Annotated in this window: 21 protein-coding genes and 1 pseudogene; 19 read left to right on the top strand and 3 right to left on the bottom strand. The window is 32.5% G+C overall.

The features are described from left to right. Positions 1-309: 309 nt before the first annotated feature. From GJU32_RS07095 to GJU32_RS07110, 5 genes are all read left to right on the top strand, one after another. Positions 310-510, top strand: a complete 201-nt coding sequence (locus tag GJU32_RS07095; RefSeq protein WP_230874980.1) for a DUF3977 family protein — start codon at positions 310-312, stop codon at positions 508-510. 64 nt (positions 511-574) lie between these two features. Beyond that, positions 575-709, top strand: a complete 135-nt coding sequence (locus GJU32_RS23560; protein WP_274381807.1) for a hypothetical protein — start codon at positions 575-577, stop codon at positions 707-709. 300 nt (positions 710-1,009) lie between these two features. Further along, positions 1,010-1,456, top strand: a complete 447-nt coding sequence (locus GJU32_RS07100; protein WP_155591230.1) for a YfmQ family protein — start codon at positions 1,010-1,012, stop codon at positions 1,454-1,456. A 975-nt stretch (positions 1,457-2,431) separates the two neighbouring features. Next, positions 2,432-2,773: a hypothetical protein gene (locus GJU32_RS07105; protein ID WP_155591231.1), complete on the top strand. Its 342-nt coding sequence runs from the start codon at positions 2,432-2,434 to the stop codon at positions 2,771-2,773. 473 nt (positions 2,774-3,246) lie between these two features. Then, positions 3,247-5,403: an ATP-dependent helicase gene (locus tag GJU32_RS07110; protein WP_155591232.1), complete on the top strand. Its 2,157-nt coding sequence runs from the start codon at positions 3,247-3,249 to the stop codon at positions 5,401-5,403. Positions 5,404-5,683: 280 nt separating this feature from the next. On the opposite strand, the gene GJU32_RS07115 is transcribed toward GJU32_RS07110, so the two are convergent. Then, positions 5,684-5,959, bottom strand: coding sequence for a YqhV family protein (locus GJU32_RS07115; protein ID WP_155591233.1), 276 nt, complete (start codon positions 5,957-5,959; stop codon positions 5,684-5,686). Between the two features lie 689 nt (positions 5,960-6,648). Between GJU32_RS07115 and GJU32_RS07120 the strand changes: the two genes are divergently transcribed. The 9 genes and pseudogenes from GJU32_RS07120 to GJU32_RS07160 all read left to right on the top strand — a co-directional run bounded on the left by GJU32_RS07120 (position 6,649) and on the right by GJU32_RS07160 (position 12,983). After that, the gene (locus tag GJU32_RS07120; RefSeq protein ID WP_155591234.1) at positions 6,649-7,146 is read left to right on the top strand and encodes a hypothetical protein; all 498 of its coding nucleotides are present in this window, start codon (positions 6,649-6,651) and stop codon (positions 7,144-7,146) included. 585 nt (positions 7,147-7,731) lie between these two features. Beyond that, positions 7,732-8,256, top strand: a complete 525-nt coding sequence (locus GJU32_RS07125) for a P-loop nucleotide/nucleoside kinase family protein (protein ID WP_155591235.1) — start codon at positions 7,732-7,734, stop codon at positions 8,254-8,256. Between the two features lie 279 nt (positions 8,257-8,535). Continuing rightward, positions 8,536-8,991 carry a hypothetical protein gene (locus GJU32_RS07130; RefSeq protein WP_155591236.1) on the top strand — a complete coding sequence of 152 codons (456 nt, stop codon included), beginning with the start codon at positions 8,536-8,538 and terminating at the stop codon, positions 8,989-8,991. Positions 8,992-9,188: 197 nt separating this feature from the next. After that, positions 9,189-9,749 (top strand): DJ-1/PfpI family protein, encoded by a 561-nt coding sequence (locus GJU32_RS07135; protein WP_155591237.1) that lies wholly within the window; start codon positions 9,189-9,191, stop codon positions 9,747-9,749. 320 nt (positions 9,750-10,069) lie between these two features. Then, positions 10,070-10,318, top strand: a complete 249-nt coding sequence (locus GJU32_RS07140; RefSeq protein ID WP_155591238.1) for an IS3 family transposase — start codon at positions 10,070-10,072, stop codon at positions 10,316-10,318. 100 nt (positions 10,319-10,418) lie between these two features. Beyond that, the gene (locus GJU32_RS07145; protein WP_155591239.1) at positions 10,419-10,859 is read left to right on the top strand and encodes an IS3 family transposase; all 441 of its coding nucleotides are present in this window, start codon (positions 10,419-10,421) and stop codon (positions 10,857-10,859) included. A 196-nt stretch (positions 10,860-11,055) separates the two neighbouring features. Then, positions 11,056-11,472, top strand: coding sequence for a VOC family protein (locus GJU32_RS07150; RefSeq protein WP_155591240.1), 417 nt, complete (start codon positions 11,056-11,058; stop codon positions 11,470-11,472). Between the two features lie 217 nt (positions 11,473-11,689). Next, on the top strand, positions 11,690-11,923 hold the full coding sequence (locus tag GJU32_RS07155; RefSeq protein ID WP_420798371.1) for a hypothetical protein: 234 nt from the start codon (positions 11,690-11,692) through the stop codon (positions 11,921-11,923). Between the two features lie 323 nt (positions 11,924-12,246). Further along, positions 12,247-12,983 (top strand): annotated as a pseudogene (locus GJU32_RS07160) (class I SAM-dependent methyltransferase). Between the two features lie 334 nt (positions 12,984-13,317). On the opposite strand, the gene GJU32_RS07165 reads toward GJU32_RS07160, so the two are convergent. Continuing rightward, on the bottom strand, positions 13,318-14,004 hold the full coding sequence (locus GJU32_RS07165) for a hypothetical protein (RefSeq protein WP_155591241.1): 687 nt from the start codon (positions 14,002-14,004) through the stop codon (positions 13,318-13,320). 98 nt (positions 14,005-14,102) lie between these two features. Continuing rightward, positions 14,103-14,282, bottom strand: coding sequence for a hypothetical protein (locus tag GJU32_RS07170; protein ID WP_196426620.1), 180 nt, complete (start codon positions 14,280-14,282; stop codon positions 14,103-14,105). 106 nt (positions 14,283-14,388) lie between these two features. Between GJU32_RS07170 and GJU32_RS07175 the strand changes: the two genes are divergently transcribed. From GJU32_RS07175 to GJU32_RS07190, 5 genes are all read left to right on the top strand, one after another. After that, positions 14,389-15,351, top strand: a complete 963-nt coding sequence (locus GJU32_RS07175) for an alpha/beta hydrolase (RefSeq protein ID WP_230874971.1) — start codon at positions 14,389-14,391, stop codon at positions 15,349-15,351. A 283-nt stretch (positions 15,352-15,634) separates the two neighbouring features. Further along, positions 15,635-15,898 carry a cold-shock protein gene (locus GJU32_RS07180; RefSeq protein ID WP_155591243.1) on the top strand — a complete coding sequence of 88 codons (264 nt, stop codon included), beginning with the start codon at positions 15,635-15,637 and terminating at the stop codon, positions 15,896-15,898. Between the two features lie 441 nt (positions 15,899-16,339). Beyond that, positions 16,340-16,495 carry a hypothetical protein gene (locus tag GJU32_RS23120; protein WP_196426596.1) on the top strand — a complete coding sequence of 52 codons (156 nt, stop codon included), beginning with the start codon at positions 16,340-16,342 and terminating at the stop codon, positions 16,493-16,495. Between the two features lie 497 nt (positions 16,496-16,992). Beyond that, positions 16,993-17,571 (top strand): GNAT family N-acetyltransferase, encoded by a 579-nt coding sequence (locus GJU32_RS07185; protein WP_155591244.1) that lies wholly within the window; start codon positions 16,993-16,995, stop codon positions 17,569-17,571. A 251-nt stretch (positions 17,572-17,822) separates the two neighbouring features. Then, positions 17,823-18,380 carry a carbon monoxide dehydrogenase gene (locus tag GJU32_RS07190; protein WP_155591245.1) on the top strand — a complete coding sequence of 186 codons (558 nt, stop codon included), beginning with the start codon at positions 17,823-17,825 and terminating at the stop codon, positions 18,378-18,380. Positions 18,381-18,432 lie beyond the last annotated feature (52 nt).

Here is an 18,432-nt window from a genome sequence, read left to right on the forward strand (position 1 = left end):
ACATATTACAATACAAAACGACAATATCGAACTCATGCCCAAACCGCTGCTTAATGAAATAACCGTATCAACTTTTAAGGTCACTTCATTTAGTTATTTTTTGAGGTGATTGATTATTAAAATGATACTTGAAGTTTAACTTGTGAAAAATTTTACTTAAACGCTCATGAAAATAAAATCTCTGGCACTAACGGTGCAGTTTATTTGAATAACGGATATTTGTTTATTGATACACTAAAAGTTATACTGTGCGGCTATTGGGGTGAGTTAATTTTGAAATTCATTGAATTCGGGATAGGTAACGCATAGATAATTAGGACTGAAATAGAGTTAGAAGATGGCACGGAATATGAAGAGAAAGAAATAAAAGGACCAATAAAGTTCTACTCGTTGTATTTAAGAATTTGGATCGGTAAAACCGTTTTAATAGCAGATTTAAAAGAAGGTTTGAAAAGACAGAAGAAAAACCGTAACGAATTTAAAGTTATATTTGGTATAGTCAGTGGTTAAATCTTACAATACAAAATCAAACAAATTATCGTACACAGGTAGTCTAGGGTTTTCGATAGGACTTATGAAGGGGATAAGATTAAATGTTACTTCATTATCTGTAGGTGATAGTACTGCAAAAGATTTTTATGTGTATGAATGGTTTAAAAAGAAGTCTTCTACGTTGGCGAAGGACGTGACTGTTAATGCAGTAAATTGACCTGATTTTACAATGAAATAATTTCCATTGTAGAAGTTCTTAATAGTTTATAGTCAATTGGATGACTAAAATATGTTTGATTGGATGTTATAAGATATTATGTAATTATAAGTTAAATGGATGGTCAAAATAATTTTGAATTGGATGGTGAGAAAAAATATAAATCCCTTATCATTGAAAGGTGAATGATAAAACATGGATATAGCCTAATTACTAATTATTTTTTATGAAACAATGTGAAATGAAGTTAATAATTTAGTAATTGCTACTATAATAAATTACTGAAAGAGTTGATAGGATATGACATTGGGTTTGATAATTACGCTAGTGATTGGATCTATTATTAAATTGTTAATGAGTCCACCTAGTGCAGCTGTGGCATGGGGATTAAGTAAATTTGAACTTCATAAAAAACTCGATTCAAATGATGTTACGATAACATTTAATGGAAAGAATTTAGAAGAGGAAGAAAAAATTAGTTTTATAGACTATTTTAATAAAGCTTTCTTTTTAAAAAAACATTATATATTTCCAGGCAATGAAAAATTATTTTTACAGCCAGAAACTAATGTTACGCCATTTGTCATCAACTTAAATAGAGGCAAAAATAATGTTAATTTCTTTATTTTTAGTTACGACGATCACATTGATGTAGTCAAGAAGAGCAAGGAGAAAGTTATTTCATATAGTCTTAGCTCTGAACATCTACAAAAATTCACCATTTCAACTTCATATGCAAACCACTGAAAAAATAGGGATTCTGTCTTTGGCGCAGAATCCTTTTTTATTCGGATTAATACGGCTTAACTCTAAAAATTTATATGAGTGTTTGGAAGTTCTTGTCCATATTGATAATAAATAAGATATATGAGAGGGTGTGAAATTAAAACAGGAAACAATACTAATACAGATTTTAAAGACGAGATGTTGAATAAACTTCCTGTTGGTACAAAGTTTTTTTCACCAAAGAACGAGGAGATATTTTAATTGTTGAATCTGAAGAATCAACTAAATATCTTATTCAACGGGATACCTTAGTTCAATGAGAATTAAAACAACTTTACATGTCGAAATCTTTTATAATGATAATTTCATGTCTCCCTTAGCCACAGATAGCTTTAATTGTGCGCTGTGAAAGCGATCGAGAAAGGCAACGGTACATGTAACTGAATGTCGATACGCCTCATAGCGTTATTTTTAATGTAATTATCTAAAATTTCTTACCTTATTCGCCATATTGTTATCGCATGGTTCCTATAAATTTATCATTCAAAAGGGGATTATTCATCCAAACTGTAGTAAAAATTATTCACATAAGGAATACATATGTAAGTAGCAAACATTATGATCGTTGGGTTGAAGTGATATTAGTTAGAGCGATTGTTTACAAAAATACTGACAGACGACAATAAACGAACTATTGTACTCAAAATAAATCTAAATGTTCGTGTTTTAATTACAAAAATGCTATTCCTCCATCGACTGGATACAGCAAAGATTGAATAAAACACGAATATTGTATATAAAGTTAACTAACTAATAAATGCTGATTTTTTAGAATATGTTTGAACATTCTTGTCCAAATTCTGAGACACGAATGTCCAGACAAACATGTTAAATTTAACCAATAAGAAATAGTTGTTATTGGAATAGTTCAATCTCAGTTGGATACAATATTTGTGAACTTAAAAAGTTCATATTTCAAGGATGGGAGGACTAAATATGTCATCTGAAATGGGAGAAATACATCGTACTGGTCGAGACATTAACGACGTAATAGTACATTTAGGTGGGCAAGCTGAGAGTGTTTTTAGTTCATTAGCTGAACCAGGTCGACTTTCAATACAAAAGAAAGCAGACGAATTAGCTGCTCAGTATCTTGAAGGTAATCCTAATCCAGACTATTATGATTGTGTTGAAATTGTAGCAGAGGGAGTTTTGACAGCAGGGAACGAAATAAAGGCTAGCAGTGGTTCTTGGGGAGATTCAGTAGATGCTGCACTTGGTGCTGGTGTTGGCATTCCAGCAGCAAAAATAGCTTGTAAAAGAATAACGATGTCTTAACATTAATTTTGAAAAGCGTAGGCGTAAAAAGCTTATGCTTTTTGATATTTATTGATTTCTTTTATCCTCTCCTCAGTAATTTTAGTTGTCTGGACATTCTTGTCCAAAGTGTAAGCAAGGTCTTGACCATATACCGAAGTAAAGGGATAAGGGGAAGTTGACGTACTCACGCTCTACGCTAAATAATTTTAGTTTACATATTATAAATATACCTTGGTCATTACTTTATAATTATCGAAAACTCCCTATAATTTATTGTTAAATAGGGACTTATTCGGTACAAATTGAGCTAATTATTGTTTAAAGTATAGTACCCCAATACGAATAAAAATTATTCACATCCAATTTATCCTTGATAGCGTCCCCTGATCAACCAGTGGGCGCTAATTGTGCGGCTTTCCTATGATGAATGCTCATCATTGAATTTATTAGGTTATAATATAGTATAGATTTTTTTGAATGGAGCGATTGTTATGAATGATACGCAAAAAGCGTTTTTTGAGGAAAAGGAGCGTTCACTTGGCGTTCGTCTAAATGATGTGCAGACGCAGGCGGTGTTGCAAACGAATGGTCCGCTTTTACTATTGGCATCGCCCGGTTCAGGAAAAACGACGACGATTATTATGCGTATTGGGTATATGATTGAGGAGCTTGGTGTGAAACCTTCTCGCATAAAGGCTGTTACGTTTAGCAAGGCATCGGCAGGTGATATGAAAGCACGTTTTGCGAAATTTTTCCCGCATTTGCAACCAGTTGATTTTTCAACAATTCATAGTTTAGCTTTTCAAGTTGTGCGGCAGACACTCGAACGCCAGGGCATTTCGTATGGCATTATTGAAGACACGGACAAGCCGGGTGTCGTTTCAAAAAAACGAGTGCTTCGCGAAATTTTTGAACAATTAAATGACACAAAAATTACCGAAGATCAATTAGACGAGCTACTGACGTACATAACGTTTATCAAAAATAAAATGCTGCCAGAACAGGAATGGGATATTGCAAAAGTAAAGGTGCCAAGAAAAGTCCAGATTTTACAGCGTTATGAGGAATATAAACGCACAGGTAGTGACCGTTTGTTAATTGATTTTGACGATATGCTGTTAATGGCGAATGAAATTTTCACGAAAAATCGAGAAGTGCTGGCGCAATACCAACGCCGCTACGATTATTATTTAACGGATGAGAGTCAGGATACATCGCCCGTTCAACATGAGATTATCGCGAAGCTCGTCGCAGTCCATCAAAATTTATGCGTCGTAGCGGATGAGGATCAGGCCATTTATAGCTGGCGCGGTGCAGAGCCAGACTATTTGTTGGATTTCCAAAAGATCTATCCGGAGGCGCAAGTTTTACTTATGACGCAAAACTATCGTTCATCTGCAACGATTGTAGAGCCAGCCAATCTATTCATTCAGCGCAATAAAAAGCGTTATAACAAACAAATGTTTACGGAAAATCCTGCAGCAGAGCCAATCTCGTTTAAAATCCTAGAGAATTACACTTTACAGGCCAACTATTTAGTGGACCAGTTGAGAAATCTGTCTAAGCGCGGCTCAACGGCTATTTTATATCGAAATAATACGTCAGCCATTCCGCTTATGGACGCGATTGACAGAGCAGGTTTGCCTTTCTATATGAAAGATTCCACGATTCGCTTTTTTACGCATTGGGTTGTGGAGGATATTATGAACTTCATGCGTCTAGCGTACAATACAAAAAACATCACTGTATTTGAAAAAGTTTACAGAAAAATGAATGCTTATATTACACCAGCGCAATTGAAGGCACTACAAAAGGTGCCGGAGGAATGCTGTGTATTCACACAGTTGTTAGAGCATGTTGAGTTAAAGGATTATCAGCCTGAATATATTAAGCGAATTCGCAAAACGTATGATAGCATTCAATTTGATAAAACGACGCCAACCGCCATGCTAGAGCATATCCGTTATGACTTCGGATATGAGCGTACTTTAAAGAAAATGAGTGAGAATCTCGGTTTTAATTATGAAAATTTACTAGATATTGTGGATGTACTTGGTTTAATAGCGCGTCATACGCAGACGATGACCGAATTTGCAAGTCGTTTGAAGCAGCTTGAAAATTTAGCAAGCTCGTCTCACATAAAAAATGATTTGAATGCAATTACACTGACAACATTGCACAGTTCAAAAGGCTTGGAATTTGACCGTGTGTATTTGATTGACTTGATTGAGGGGATTTTACCTAGTGAGGCAGAAGAAGAAATCGAAGAAGAAACGCGACTCTTTTATGTCGGTATCACGCGTGCGATTCGCCATTTGGAATTAATTTCGTATAGCAAGCGCTTTAAAACAAGTGTGGTGCCATCGATTTTCATGAAGGAGTTAAAACAAATCGTCTCACCGCGGGAATTGCCAAAGAAAGCGCAGAAAAGCCCGAGGAAAGCACAGAAGCATTATCATAATGAGCGCACGATTACAACAGAGTCCGCGTTAATCGTTGGCTCAAAAGTAATGCATGTGATTTTTGGAGAAGGGGAAATATTAGCTATTACAAGTAGCACGATTGAATTGTCATTTGTAACAGGGATTAAGAAGTTTTTGACGGATACATGTTTACACCAAGGCTATTTAGAAACGATGGAAGATTAAATGAAGCGTATTCTGTTCTTTTTTGAATGTACAGGCGTCCGCTCGGTCAGTTCCACATCGAAGCTTCATTAAAATGGCGAGTAAATTGGTAAACTACATAAGCCAGATGAGACTGTTGATGGTTATCGTTAAAAGATGATCATATGAATATAACTTTTATAGATATTATTTTAAGTTACCGAAATGGTTGATAAATATGATGTTTGTCATAAAGAATTTAACAAGGATTATGAATGAAATGTCCATATTGCTGTGAAGAAGTATATGGAATACTTTTTTATTACTTAACATGAGAGCTAATAAGAATAAGTGTAATTCCCGTAAATAGGCAAATGATTCTCATTACAGGAATTTTATCAGCTAGTCCAAATAATGCAATTGCAGTCGTTACGATTAAAACTGTTGGACCAACCAAAGCAAGCATTGTATTAATATAGAAGGCTTTTTCTAAACTATTAAACTTTAGCATCAACAATCCAGCACTTACTTCAATACTTCCAGACAATACGCGTAAAATAACCATAGCAAGAAGAGATTTTTCAATAATTGTCATCATCCTATCTTATAGATAATTTTCGCTTATATAATAATTCCATCATTAGAATAATTATAGACTTCTGTTTTAAAGAAATACTAAAATCAATATATGTATGATTCGTATCAAATATTCTTGTTATATAATGCTTTATAGTGTTAAGTTAATAAGTGATTTCCTAGTTAAAAGTTTAATGAATTTATTAATAGAATCAGTTTTTATATATCCATTTTCTGTTTTAGAAAGGAAATAGTATAGGTGCATATAATAAATCCTAAAGATTTATGGGAAATATAGTACTTATAAACAGCTATGCAGTGCGTTTGATTAATAACGGTGCGCCAATCGATGTCATTCAAGGGTCATAAAAAAAGTGAGACTACAAAGATATTCGCTCAGCTAAGCGGAAAGCTAAGACAGGATTTTTACAGTAAATACTTTTGAAATTAAATAAATAAAACTTTAATTTCAAATAAGACACTCATGTAGAAATTGGGTGTCTTTTTGTTATAGAGTCATTTAATTGAATAAAATACAATAAGTAAAATTGGAAGTGGGATTTATGAAGAAAAACTTTTAAATAACTAAACAGTATAGGTGAACAAAATGAAATCTTATTTTGGAACAATTGTTTACTTATTTACGCAAAACTTATGAGTGGTGAATTGTTGCAGAATCTGTAATTGATTTTGAAAGGGGGAGTAGTAGTAATGAAGAAGTATATAAAAGGTTTAGTGCCTTGGATTTATTTGATGGTGTCTTTCTTTGTACTATCTGGCTGTAATGCTCAAAAAGGTGGTAATAATTATTATTTATTATTGATGGGTGAAAGTGAAAGTTGGAATCTAACAGGTTATGAAATTGTTATAACTCCAGAAGACTTTAAAGCAGGATTTGGGACTTTAAATATGAAAAACGTGAATGAGTATATTACAGATACCTTCCACTTTGAAACGCATGTGGTTATAAATAGTGATGATTCAGTGGTTCATTCTGATTCAGCTACTGGTGAGATGAACATAGCAGAATATACAACTGGTGCTATTGAAGGGCCATACCTAAATAAAAACGGTGACTCTGTTACACTTAAAGATATAGATGAGATTTATGTGGTCGTTGAATGGTGGGAAATTAGTAAGAACGAAAGTAGTAAAGAAAGAATAGATTTATTTAACAAATCTAAAAAAGAACGGTCCTTTTTGAACTAACTAAGGTTTTAGTTGAATAACGATCTTCAACAATCGGGCGCTTTTCTGAAATAAGGAAAGCGTCTTTCTTAATCTAAGGGCCAGATTGTGGAATAGCGTTTCACAGATTATTATTGATAATAAATATGTTTAAAAAGTAAGGAGACTTTAAATTATGAATGATAGTACAATAAGAAAAAGAGCTGTCTAAGCAGTTCAATGGTCTTTAGTTAATGCACCAGTTAATTTAAGTGTATTATTAAAATAACTATTTTCTCGTTTGAACATCGGAACAGAAAAGCGCCCGATTGTTGAATAACTAACACTTGTGACCCTTAGAATTTAGTTTTACTGATTTATTTACAATGTAGTTATAAATAGATAACCCAACAAAATAGTCAAAAATAATAGGATCATGACGTTTATAAGTTTCCTAACTTTGTATGGTAAATATGTTATAGCTACTCGAATTACATTCATCCAAAATGGTGCGCTACTAATGGTGGAATGTTCTTTTGGAAAACTGGACTCTTTAGCAATAATGGCTATTATAAAACGGTGCAGGTAAGTTTCCTTATTTAATTTATTGAAGAGGAGTGATAAAATTTGTTTTTTGTTCAAATGTCTGGATTTCCTGGTTCTGGAAAGTCTACTCTTGCTCGTGAGATTGCTAAAAGAACCGGGGGTATTGTCATTGACCACGATATAGTAAAATCATCCCTATTAAATTTTATTGATGAAGTTTCAATTGATGGGAAGCTTGCAGGTAAGATTTCATATAATATTGATTGGTCCTTAATTGACTTTCATTTATCACAAGGTCATAACGTAATATTTGATAGTCCTTGTCTATATGAAGAATTGGTTGATATAGGAACAAAACTATCAATTAAATACAATGCAAAATATAAATATATTGAGTGTTATCTTGATGACTTTAAAGAGATAAATTATAGATTGAAAAAACGAGAGAGAATGGTTAGTCAAATAGCAGAGATAAAATCGGAAGCCGCTTTTACTCAAACACTTCGAAATAGCAAAAAGCCCTCCAACTATAGGTGTATCACTGTGAATACAAGACAACCATTGGATAAATATATACAAGAAGTAATGGATTATATAAATACCTGATTATCTGTTTTTACTTATTCAACTAAACCAGCTAATAGAAGTTAATGGTTATTCAATAGTTATACAAATATCGGGCGCGATTCTGTAATAAGGATCAACGCTCGTTTTCATTAATGGGCCAGATTATTGAATAACAACTTTTTATAAAAGATTACCAAACGAACCAAGCAGAAAACTTTATTAAAGAAAAGATAAGTATTTAAAACAAATGAATGAACATTATATGATAATATGGTTATTAATTACATTAAATGTTTTTAATTACTACGGAGGGTATTTATGAATGATTTTTATTTAATAAAAAAGACCGAAACACAAGATGAAGAATTTTTTGAATATTTTTGGAGAGATAAAGAGCATTACAAAGATTTAATTGTTGAATACATTGGACTTGAAGATAACATAGTTGAATATATTTATGATTCACTTACATGGATTCCATGCAGGAACCCTAGCTTGCCTGGAATGCCTAAACACATTGGCTTTAATAACATTGGCGTCACCCTATTTGATGAACATTCGGCTACTTCCCTTATTTCTATTTTTACTGCTTGGAGTGATTTATTAAAAAATGGTCCAAATGAAATCCTAAAAATGATTTATTACCATAATTACTCCGAGGATGAATTAGTGCGTTTCGATAGAGACTATGCGATAGCAAAATTTGAAAAATTCACTTCTATATCCAAACAACTGTCTGAGGGCAATTATTATATATATCATTGTGGTATATGAAAATCAAAAACTAATTTTACTTTGAGCAGAAAGCGATAGGAGATTATCCTGATTAACAATCATTAAGCAAAAATCGTAACCAAACATCACTTTAGGAAGATTATACTTTAACGGAACATATTGTTACATAAAGAAAAACATAGATGTAGCAAAAACATGTTGATATTGGTCTGAAAAATCTTAAGGGGGATAAACAGTTGAAAGCATTATTTTTTCTGTATGAAGGATATGTTGATTGGGAAATCAGTCTTTTATCCTACATTTTAAATGAAACTGGTGTAGAAATTAATACAACCGCATTAAGTGATGAAGTCACTCATAAAGGGAAGTTCAAAATCAAAATGGATATGAATATCGAAGCATGTAATCCCAATGACTATGATGTTTTAATCATACCTGGTGGGGAGCCTGATCCGTTTGTTAAGGATGATCGTATATTGAATCTTATTAGAGGGTTTGATGACCAAGGTAAAGTGATTTCAGCTATTTGTGGAGGTTCTGCCTTTTTAGCAGCTGCAGGCGTTTTACGAGAAAGGAAATACTCCACTTCTATTGACGACGACCCGACCTACAAACACTATTTCAATGACACATTCAAGAGTGAAACCGATGTAACAGTATGTGAAAATTTAATCACAGCCGAAGGAAATGCGTATGTTGAATTTGCGGTCGCTGTTGGAAAAGAGTTGAAGATTTTTAAAGATAGGGAAGACGAATTAGAAACGGTATTGTTCTTTAAAAATCAATTAAGAGGATAAAAATTTTACTGTAACAAAGGTTTACAAAAAACATTGTTTGTCATTTCGTGTAGCTACTATCTTCTGCTAAAAGGTGCGATTTTTAAATAAACTCGACTTCGATGTCTAAAAAACCAAAAATAACAACAAAAAAACAAGAAAAATCAATGTCACGTAGGAACAGTTAGAACGAGAATTGAACTGCTTCGTTTAGAGGTGGCGTATTTAAAAAAGTTGAAAGTTTTTCGAGAGAATCCGGATGTCTTCCTCGAAAAGCACAAGCAGCGATTACCTTTGAACTCAAAGAAGAAGGATTTCGATTAACAGACGTCTTAAAACAAGTGGATATTCCAGAGGCAACGTACCATTATCATATCAAGCAAATGCATCAAAAAGCTCCAGACCAAACGTGGGAAACGTTAATTTTAAAGACGTTTGAAAAGCATGAAGGTCGATACGGATATCGCCGTATTCATGGGGAATTAAAAGCGCAAAGATACACAATTAATCATAAAAAGGTACAGCGATTTATGCAGAAATTGAATTTGAAATGTGAAAAATTCGTACGCAAATCACGCTATAAATCATAGAAAGGCACGGTTGGGAAAGTGGTGAAAAACCGTTTAAACCGTCGTTTCAGTACACCGTATGCCCTTCAAAAAGTCGTAACAGACATATCGGAAATCAAGTGTGCAAGAGACGAAAAATTATATACTGGATTTATATAATGGTGAGATTATCGCTTTTAGCATGTCAAAACGCCCGACACTCGATTTTGTGATGGGTTCACTAAAACAAGCGCTCCTAATCATTCATGAACGTGTAGAATACCGTACGACCATTCACTCAGATCAAGGCTGGCATTATCAACATCATTCGTGGGTGAAAACAATAAAACAAAACAAGGTTTTCCAAAGCATGTCTCGTAAAGGCAACTGTTTAGATAATGCAGTATTTGAGAACTTTTTTGGTTTATTAAAATCTGAGTTATTATATATACAAGAATTCGAGAGTATAGTTCACTTCAAGCGTGAGCTTGAACTGTATATTGAATACTACAATCACAAACGTATCAAAGGAAAATTAAAAGGATTGAGTCCGATACAGTACCGAATTCAATCCGCAGCTTAACTTAATATAATGTCTAACTTTTTGGGGTCACTTCAAAATAAGGAAAGTGTCTTTATTCATGGAAAGGGCCATTTAACAGAGCAAACCTTATTGAACTAACGAAGCAAAAGAAAATTAAGGATTTTACAAGGAGAAATGTAAATAAAAGGAGAATGTATATACTTATGTTTTCAAGTTATTGAAAGGCGATGATAAAATGAACGAAAAATTACTCAGAATAGGAACTACTTACATTCCTGTTACTAATGTAGAACTTTCTTCAGAATGGTATGTAAACAAATTGGGTGCAGAGTTGAGCTATAAAGACGAAGACAAAGCAATTCTTAACTTTGCAAACCAAAGCATTTTTCTGGTTAAATCCCAAGATAACCAAAGTTTGAACTTTTATGATATTTACGGTGAAGAGCGTTTCTCTTTAACATTTGAAGTAAATGGTTTAACTGCACTAGAAGCAATACATAGTGAGTTTATTAAAAAAGAAATAAGAGTTGGAGAGATTGAAAACAGAGGACATGCAGGAAGAAACTTTGTATTTTATGATTTAAACGGTAATAAATTTGATGTTTGGAGTGAATTAAGCTCGATATTCAAAGAAAGATACCTAATATCATAACCCGTAATAAAAGAGCTTTTAATTCAATAATCGCGCGCTTCGATTTAATTAGCAATTAAATTAACTATAAGGAGCTAAAGAAAATGACCAAACCAATATTGAAGGGAAGGAAATGGAAGGAGTATTTATTCCTGTGAAAGACCCTGAATTATCAGCATAATGGTACGAAGAATAACTTGGCTTTACGTTTATTTATATTGAGGTAGAAGCAGCTGTTATGAAGATAGCAGAACAATCTCAAACAGTAGTATGTCTTGTTAAAACACCAAATCATCAACCAATGAATTTCCCTGATAATAATTTTTGTGTTGGTAAATATTGCAATTTAATTCCTCAAGATATTGAAGAGACTCATAAATTGTTAGTTGAAAAGGATATCAAGGTAAATCCTATTAGTGAAGAAGGAACTACTAGGTTTTTTACTTTCTATGACCAGATGGCAATCTATTAGGGAGTTGTCAATAAATGTATTTGGATCAATTTAGTCGGGGCTTTTCTATAATATCTATGAATCTAATATAACGCTCTTCTGGAATCAGGCGCTTTTTCTGAAATAAGTAAAGCGTCTTTATTCATGGAAAGGGCCATTTAATTGAATTAAGTTTATTGGGCTTGAAAGGGTTTAAGCACATTATGTTATTATAAAAATATCGTTTAAAGGAAAAATAATGAGGTGAAAGAAATGGTAAGAAGGAGACGAAGAGCCTTTCTAAAATAGATATATGTAATCTTAATTTTAGGAAGGCTATCTTAATAGTAGGAGATGTATTAACGATGAAACAAAATAAATATGATGATCAGAATTTTTTTCTGCTTATGAACAAATGCCACGATCAGTTAAAGGACTTGAAGGTGCTGGAGAATGGTATATATTAAAAGAACTAATACCTGAACTGAAAGAAAAAAATGTACTCGATTTAGGTTGCGGCTTTGGTTGGCATTGCCGATATGCTCGTGAGCAGCAAGCAAGCTCTGTAACAGGCGTAGACATATCTGAAAAAATGATTCAAAGAGCACGTGAAATGACAAATGATCCTTTAATTTCATATATAAAAGCGTCAATTGAAGACATTGATTTTTCAATCTCTCAATTTGATGTGGTAATCAGTTCATTGGCTTTTCACTATATTAAGTCGTTTAAATCAGTGTGTGAAAAAGTTTCTAATTGTCTAAAGCCTGGGGGAAGCTTCGTTTTCTCAGTTGAACATCCAATTTTTACTTCTCGAAATGAACAGGATTGGTATTATAATGAACTGGGAAATCGCCTGCATTGGCCAGTTGACAACTATCAAATAGAAGGAATACGTGAAACAACATTTTTAAATGAGAATATTACAAAATACCATCGTACGGTTTCCACATATATAAATGACTTAATTAATACTGGATTTATTATAAGTGCAGTTAAGGAATCAGTTCCTTCTGATGAAATGTTAAAAAGTATTCCTAAAATGATAGATGAGAATCGAAGACCTATGTTTCTTATGATCTCAGTAGAAAAAGGAAAATAGCTGATAAGACTTTATACAATAATTGCTCGCCAAGAATATGTTGGATCAATATTCCATTATCGGGCGCAAGTCTTGAATTGGAATTGTACTTTTTCAGTAATATAAAACAAAGCACTAAGTAGCTTTGAGATAAAGTCGTACTGTTTATAAAGTTTAAAAGTTGGAATTATTTAAGTTTCGATTGAGAGCGTAGCCTAGGGGATAGGCCTGTATTAAGGTTAGACAGCGTGCGCAGTTTTATTATTCGGAAGGAAAAGGGAAAAATAAGGAGCGTAGTTCAAGTGAATTGTGGATTTACACATTTATTGTAGTTGATACGAGTGAAAAGTTTACATTAAATTTTTATTTTTTCTTTATATTTATTATAAATATATATTTTCACTGTGCTTTCTTTTAAAAGTTTATTAGAAGCTAACTTTTTCTCTAATGTTGTATATACTGTTTTTTCAATTTCCTTACCAATAGCTTCTTGTTTTTTCCCTTCTAACAATGTACTTACTTCCACTATTAGTTCTTGGGGAGCGTCTGATGGAGGAATTCTCATATCTACTCCTCCATCAATCTTATTTGGATAAGCATTAGATAATTCGTTATTTATTTTTTTTGCTATCTCAACCAATAAATTATTTCTTTCCAACTCTTCTTCTGTTATCATTTGAAGAATTTCACCTTTTTTTACATTAACATTATATACTTCAAATTTAGTTGATTTAATCAAATTTCTCACGATATCTTTTATTTCATGTTTTACTGAATCATAATACTCTTGGCTTCCAAGAACATCAATATTTATATCCTGTGAATTATTATCAACGTGAGTATTAATACTATATGTACCTATGTTATATTCCCCAACTAATTTAACTTCTATCTTTTCTAACATTTGAATTTCAGCACTTTTTGGCGGAGAGCTAATGTCTTTTTTAACAGAACCATTTAAAGTTGCTAATCCGAAGCTTATTAGAAGAACCCCTATGATGCTTAAGACTACAAAAAGGACTTTATTTCTAATAAATCCCATCTCCTCTCAATTAACGATATGAGCAGATATTTAAATGTATTCGACCTTTTCGTCTTAAACAATTTTCCTGGTGTTGTTAGCAATAATGCAAAAGAGATCTATATCGATGTGGATACTCCTTTAGAAGTCAAATTGGAAAAACTACGTATGAGTGATTTAGCAATTGAAGTAAGGCTTTTATCACCGTTTTCAAAACGAGTAATCGCATCTATTTTCTGTTCAAGAGTAATTCCTGCCATAAAAAAGGCACCTCCAAATGTTAGAGTCGTGTCTAACATTTGGGGTGCAGATCATAACAAGGATCAGCGCTCGTTTTCTAAAGAGCCATTTTGTGGGATAATGAAGTAAATTTGTTCTATAAAAAGAAGAATATAGGTGATAAATATGAAAGGAGGATTTAAACGTATTGTGTTGATAATATTTACAGTTATTATTTCGTTTTTTGTGTTGATTCTTTCCGTGAGTTTTATTAATCATAAAATACAATTGTCAAAAGAAGAGGAACTATTTGTTCCGACTGGACAACTTGTAGAAGTTAAAGGTCATCAAATGCACATTTATACAGAAGGAAAAGGAGAAGAAACACTTGTTTTTATGTCTGGTGGTGGCACAAGCTCACCTACATTAGATTTTAAATCACTTTATTCCTTGTTAAGCGATAAATATAAAATTGTTGTTGTTGAAAAGGCAGGTTATGGATTTAGCGAAGTCACAGATACTGATCGAGACATTGATACAATTCTAGCTGAAACAAAAGAAGCTCTTTTTAAATCAGGAGTTGAAGGACCATATATTTTATTTCCTCATTCTATGTCTGGCATTGAAGCCTTGAAATGGGCGCAAGACTACCCTGATGAAATAAAAGCTATCATTGGATTAGATATGGCTGTTCCAGCTGCATATGAAGAGTTCAATATCAATATGTTCCTCATTCGATTAGGTGCTTTTGCAGCAAATACTGGTTTAACCAGATGGATTTCAAATCTATCGGAAAGTGACACAATAAAATATGGAAATTTAACAGATAAAGAGAAAAAGTTGTATAAAGTAATTTTTTATCGAAGAACATTGACTAAAGATATGATCAATGAAATAAACAATATAAAAGGTAATGCACAAAAAGTTCAAAAAATTGGAATGCCGAACATTCCTATACTTTTGTTTTCATCCAATGGGGAGGGGACAGGTTTTGATAATAAAAAGTGGAATGGAATTCAGAATGACTTTATTAGTATGATTTATAATAGTAAATTAATTGAGTTAGATTCATCTCACTATGTTCATAGTATTGACTATGAGCGAATAGCTGAGGAATCAGAAGAGTTTATAGAAAGTTTAAATCGGTAATAATAGGAAGCAAGATGTAATTCAGTAATTATCCAACTCCAATTGAAGAGTCAAACTAAACTAATAAATCGCAAAGTCTTTTGTCCTTTATTAGTTTATTTCATTTCATTTAATTACAACTTACGTATGCAATCGTAACTTTTTATATTTTGTGGTCTTCAACAATCGGGCGCTTTTCTGTAATTAAGGAAATCGTCTTTATTCGTGGGAAGGGCCATATTGTTGAACAACATATTTAAAGGAATTTGGTTATTTATGTTAAAATTCAAAAGACGAAATTGTAATGGGGGAACGAAAAGATATTAAAAGAGAGGGAATTGTCAAATGGTTTAAAGAAGAAAAGGGTTACGGTCGTATTATGCTCGACGGTGAGGATCAAAATCATGTTTTCATTCACTTCAGTTCAATTTTGCCCGATAACAAAAGGTTTTCGGATGGATTCAGATTTCTTAAAGAAGGTCAAAAAGTATCTTTTGATTTAATTGAAAATCCCAATTCTACTGATCAGAAACAAGTTGCGGAAAATCTTATTGTTATCTCTGATTAAAGTATTGTACATGGCCTTATTGCTTCACGGTAGACATGCTGATTATTTCAAAGCCGTAGTGGATATTTTGCAAATAGTTTTTTTCACAAGAAGAATATTATTTGAAAAATTATCTAAAAATAGTTGTTGTATTTATTCTAATTATTACATGTCTTACGCTTACTTCCTGTACACAAACAGAAAAAGGTGAGAATCAACTTCAGGAGAAAAAGCAAATAACAGATTAAAAAGAGATTGTGTTCTCATTTGAGCACCCTCAAACCAAACAAAAGTACAAAATTATTCATGCCAATCAACTGTTTTATCCGTATGTTGAAAAGGTCAAAGATAATCCGAATCTTTCAACCTCGGAAACCTTCTTTTTGTGGTATTAATATATATTTGAAACTAAATGGTTAAAGTAGTCGTATAAGGTCTTATAGATTAGAGGAGGTCGGAAAAATGGATTATACTAAAATCTATAATGAGGAACTGATTGCCTTAGTAAAAGAGAAAATAAAGTCCGTCGGTGAAATTAAAGCGGTGAAGTTTGTGAGAGAACAAACAGATATATCCTTAATACAGGCAAAAAAATTTGTAGATTTTTGTAAAGAATAGACATAAAAATTAGAGTCACTAAACTGTGGCTCTAATTTTTATTAAAAGTATCTTCAATAGTCATTGAACTACTAAATAATAAACTTCGACAGACGTAAACTACGATATGTTCCTGTCATTTTTTTGTGCTTTCATTGCTATGACTATCTACAAATAAAAAACGCGCTAAGTAATGGAATTGTATTTTGTTCAATCTTTAGTTGGATGTAAAACAACCGAAGTATTAGAAAGCGAGTAGGGAGTAGTAGTTTCTCAGAAAAACGGGTTATAATCTGAATTAAAAAATGAAATAATAGTAATCTATGACAGCGCAAACGGGACTTGAAAGTGATTCAGTATATTTTGGAAAAATCTGATAAAATTTAAATAATTATAGTTAGAAGGAGGCGGTATATTGTGAAAATCGCGAACATATTTAACGGGGTGAATCTATTTTAAGGGACGAGCGTATAAATCCCCTATAAACTATGTGGTCCCTAAAATCCGGAGGGAAAAAAGTGATTATTAGAGACTATAGGGTTAATGACGAGACTGGTTGGGTAAGATGCCGAACACTTGCGTTTTTACAGACTGCCTATTTTGATAATGTACTAAATAAGAAAGAATGTTATGAAAATCCAGCAATCGAGCTAGTCGCAGAGTTGGACGGTCAAATCGTTGGGCTTATTGATGTAGAATATGAAATAGAAGAACGAACAGTTTGCTCCAGAGGAGAAGGGTTAGGAGGGATGATTTGGCATATCGCTGTTCATCCGGATTTCTCCCGACGTGGAATAGGACAACAATTACTCTATGCTGCTGAAACTAAAGCTAGAAGAGTGAATTTAAATCGTTTTGAGGCTTGGACAAGAGATGATTTATGGGTTCAGAACTGGTATAAAAAAATGAATTTTAATATCGTTGATTCCTATTATCACGTTTATTTTGAAGGAAATGAAATGAATCATCGAATTCAAAGTAATATGCCCAATCTATACTTAGTTAATGCTTTTACTCATTACGTTGGGAAAGATATTGACCAATTTACAAATAATAAACGTATTCACCAATGTGTTTGTTTTGAAAAATCATTTTAATCATTTCTAAGTTATGAATGACATATTTATCAATAATACTATTCAACAATTGGGCGCTTTTCCGTAATGAAGATAGCTTCTTTATTTATGGAAAGGGCCATTTTCTTGAGTAACACATTTAAAGAAAATCGATATGGAGCAAATAAATTATAAAAATTTTCACTTAAATTAAAGGTGCAGGATAGTAATAGTTGAAGAAAGAATTATTGTAAATGAACAAGACATACTATACCTAAATAAAAATTAGGGTGATGAAATTGGATAAACGTATTCCTCTTCTAATGGTTTTATTTAGTCTATTAATTTGCGTGTGGTGTTTTGGAACAGTAAAAAATGCAAATTCGAGTGACACGCCTCCTTCTTTTGAGGAAAAGTACACTGAAGCTGGATATAAATCTGTAAAAGCTGCTGTTAAGGAATTTAAAAATCAGTGTAAATGTGATGTAAAGCTACCCGAAAAGTTGCCTTCTATTTCTTTCACACATCAATATGGAAGATTCTTTGAAGATAAGAACTATAATGTGAATGATTCCCTAGAAATTAGGTTTGTTAACAAAGATTTAAGTAATAATATTTATAAAATTGATATTCGTCCTTTAAAAAACAAATTGGACTTCGCAGATAAACTGAACTTAAATGGAAAGGAGTATGCACTTCAAGATGGTGCAAAAGCCATTTATTTTGAGCATCAATTATTTAACTTTTTTGTCTTTGAAAAAAATAATTTGCAGTATATGCTTGGAATTTATAATAAAGTAGCCAACAAAGTAACACCTGAAACTTTTGTTCTAATAGCTAACTCAATTTAATAATTAATTCAAATAATAATTTAGATGAAAATCATTGGGACCTTATAAAACT

The sequence above is a fragment of the Lysinibacillus cavernae genome (genome assembly GCF_009724685.1).
Lineage (GTDB): Bacteria > Bacillota > Bacilli > Bacillales_A > Planococcaceae > Lysinibacillus > Lysinibacillus cavernae.

What these genes read in the sequence shown, in the direction of transcription:
- GJU32_RS07100 (WP_155591230.1), top strand. Translation starts at nt 1,010, where the DNA reads ATGACATTGGGTTTGATAATTACGCTAGTGATTGGATCTATTATTAAA.
- GJU32_RS07115 (WP_155591233.1), bottom strand. Translation starts at nt 5,959, where the DNA reads ATGATGACAATTATTGAAAAATCTCTTCTTGCTATGGTTATTTTACGC.
- GJU32_RS07130 (WP_155591236.1), top strand. Translation starts at nt 8,536, where the DNA reads ATGAATGATTTTTATTTAATAAAAAAGACCGAAACACAAGATGAAGAA.
- GJU32_RS07170 (WP_196426620.1), bottom strand. Translation starts at nt 14,282, where the DNA reads ATGTTAGACACGACTCTAACATTTGGAGGTGCCTTTTTTATGGCAGGA.
- GJU32_RS07175 (WP_230874971.1), top strand. Translation starts at nt 14,389, where the DNA reads ATGAAAGGAGGATTTAAACGTATTGTGTTGATAATATTTACAGTTATT.
- GJU32_RS23560 (WP_274381807.1), top strand. Translation starts at nt 575, where the DNA reads ATGAAGGGGATAAGATTAAATGTTACTTCATTATCTGTAGGTGATAGT.
- GJU32_RS07165 (WP_155591241.1), bottom strand. Translation starts at nt 14,004, where the DNA reads ATGGGATTTATTAGAAATAAAGTCCTTTTTGTAGTCTTAAGCATCATA.
- GJU32_RS07120 (WP_155591234.1), top strand. Translation starts at nt 6,649, where the DNA reads ATGAAGAAGTATATAAAAGGTTTAGTGCCTTGGATTTATTTGATGGTG.
- GJU32_RS07105 (WP_155591231.1), top strand. Translation starts at nt 2,432, where the DNA reads ATGTCATCTGAAATGGGAGAAATACATCGTACTGGTCGAGACATTAAC.
- GJU32_RS07150 (WP_155591240.1), top strand. Translation starts at nt 11,056, where the DNA reads ATGAACGAAAAATTACTCAGAATAGGAACTACTTACATTCCTGTTACT.
- GJU32_RS07110 (WP_155591232.1), top strand. Translation starts at nt 3,247, where the DNA reads ATGAATGATACGCAAAAAGCGTTTTTTGAGGAAAAGGAGCGTTCACTT.
- GJU32_RS23120 (WP_196426596.1), top strand. Translation starts at nt 16,340, where the DNA reads ATGGATTATACTAAAATCTATAATGAGGAACTGATTGCCTTAGTAAAA.
- GJU32_RS07180 (WP_155591243.1), top strand. Translation starts at nt 15,635, where the DNA reads ATGGGGGAACGAAAAGATATTAAAAGAGAGGGAATTGTCAAATGGTTT.
- GJU32_RS07190 (WP_155591245.1), top strand. Translation starts at nt 17,823, where the DNA reads ATGAAATTGGATAAACGTATTCCTCTTCTAATGGTTTTATTTAGTCTA.
- GJU32_RS07155 (WP_420798371.1), top strand. Translation starts at nt 11,690, where the DNA reads ATGAAGATAGCAGAACAATCTCAAACAGTAGTATGTCTTGTTAAAACA.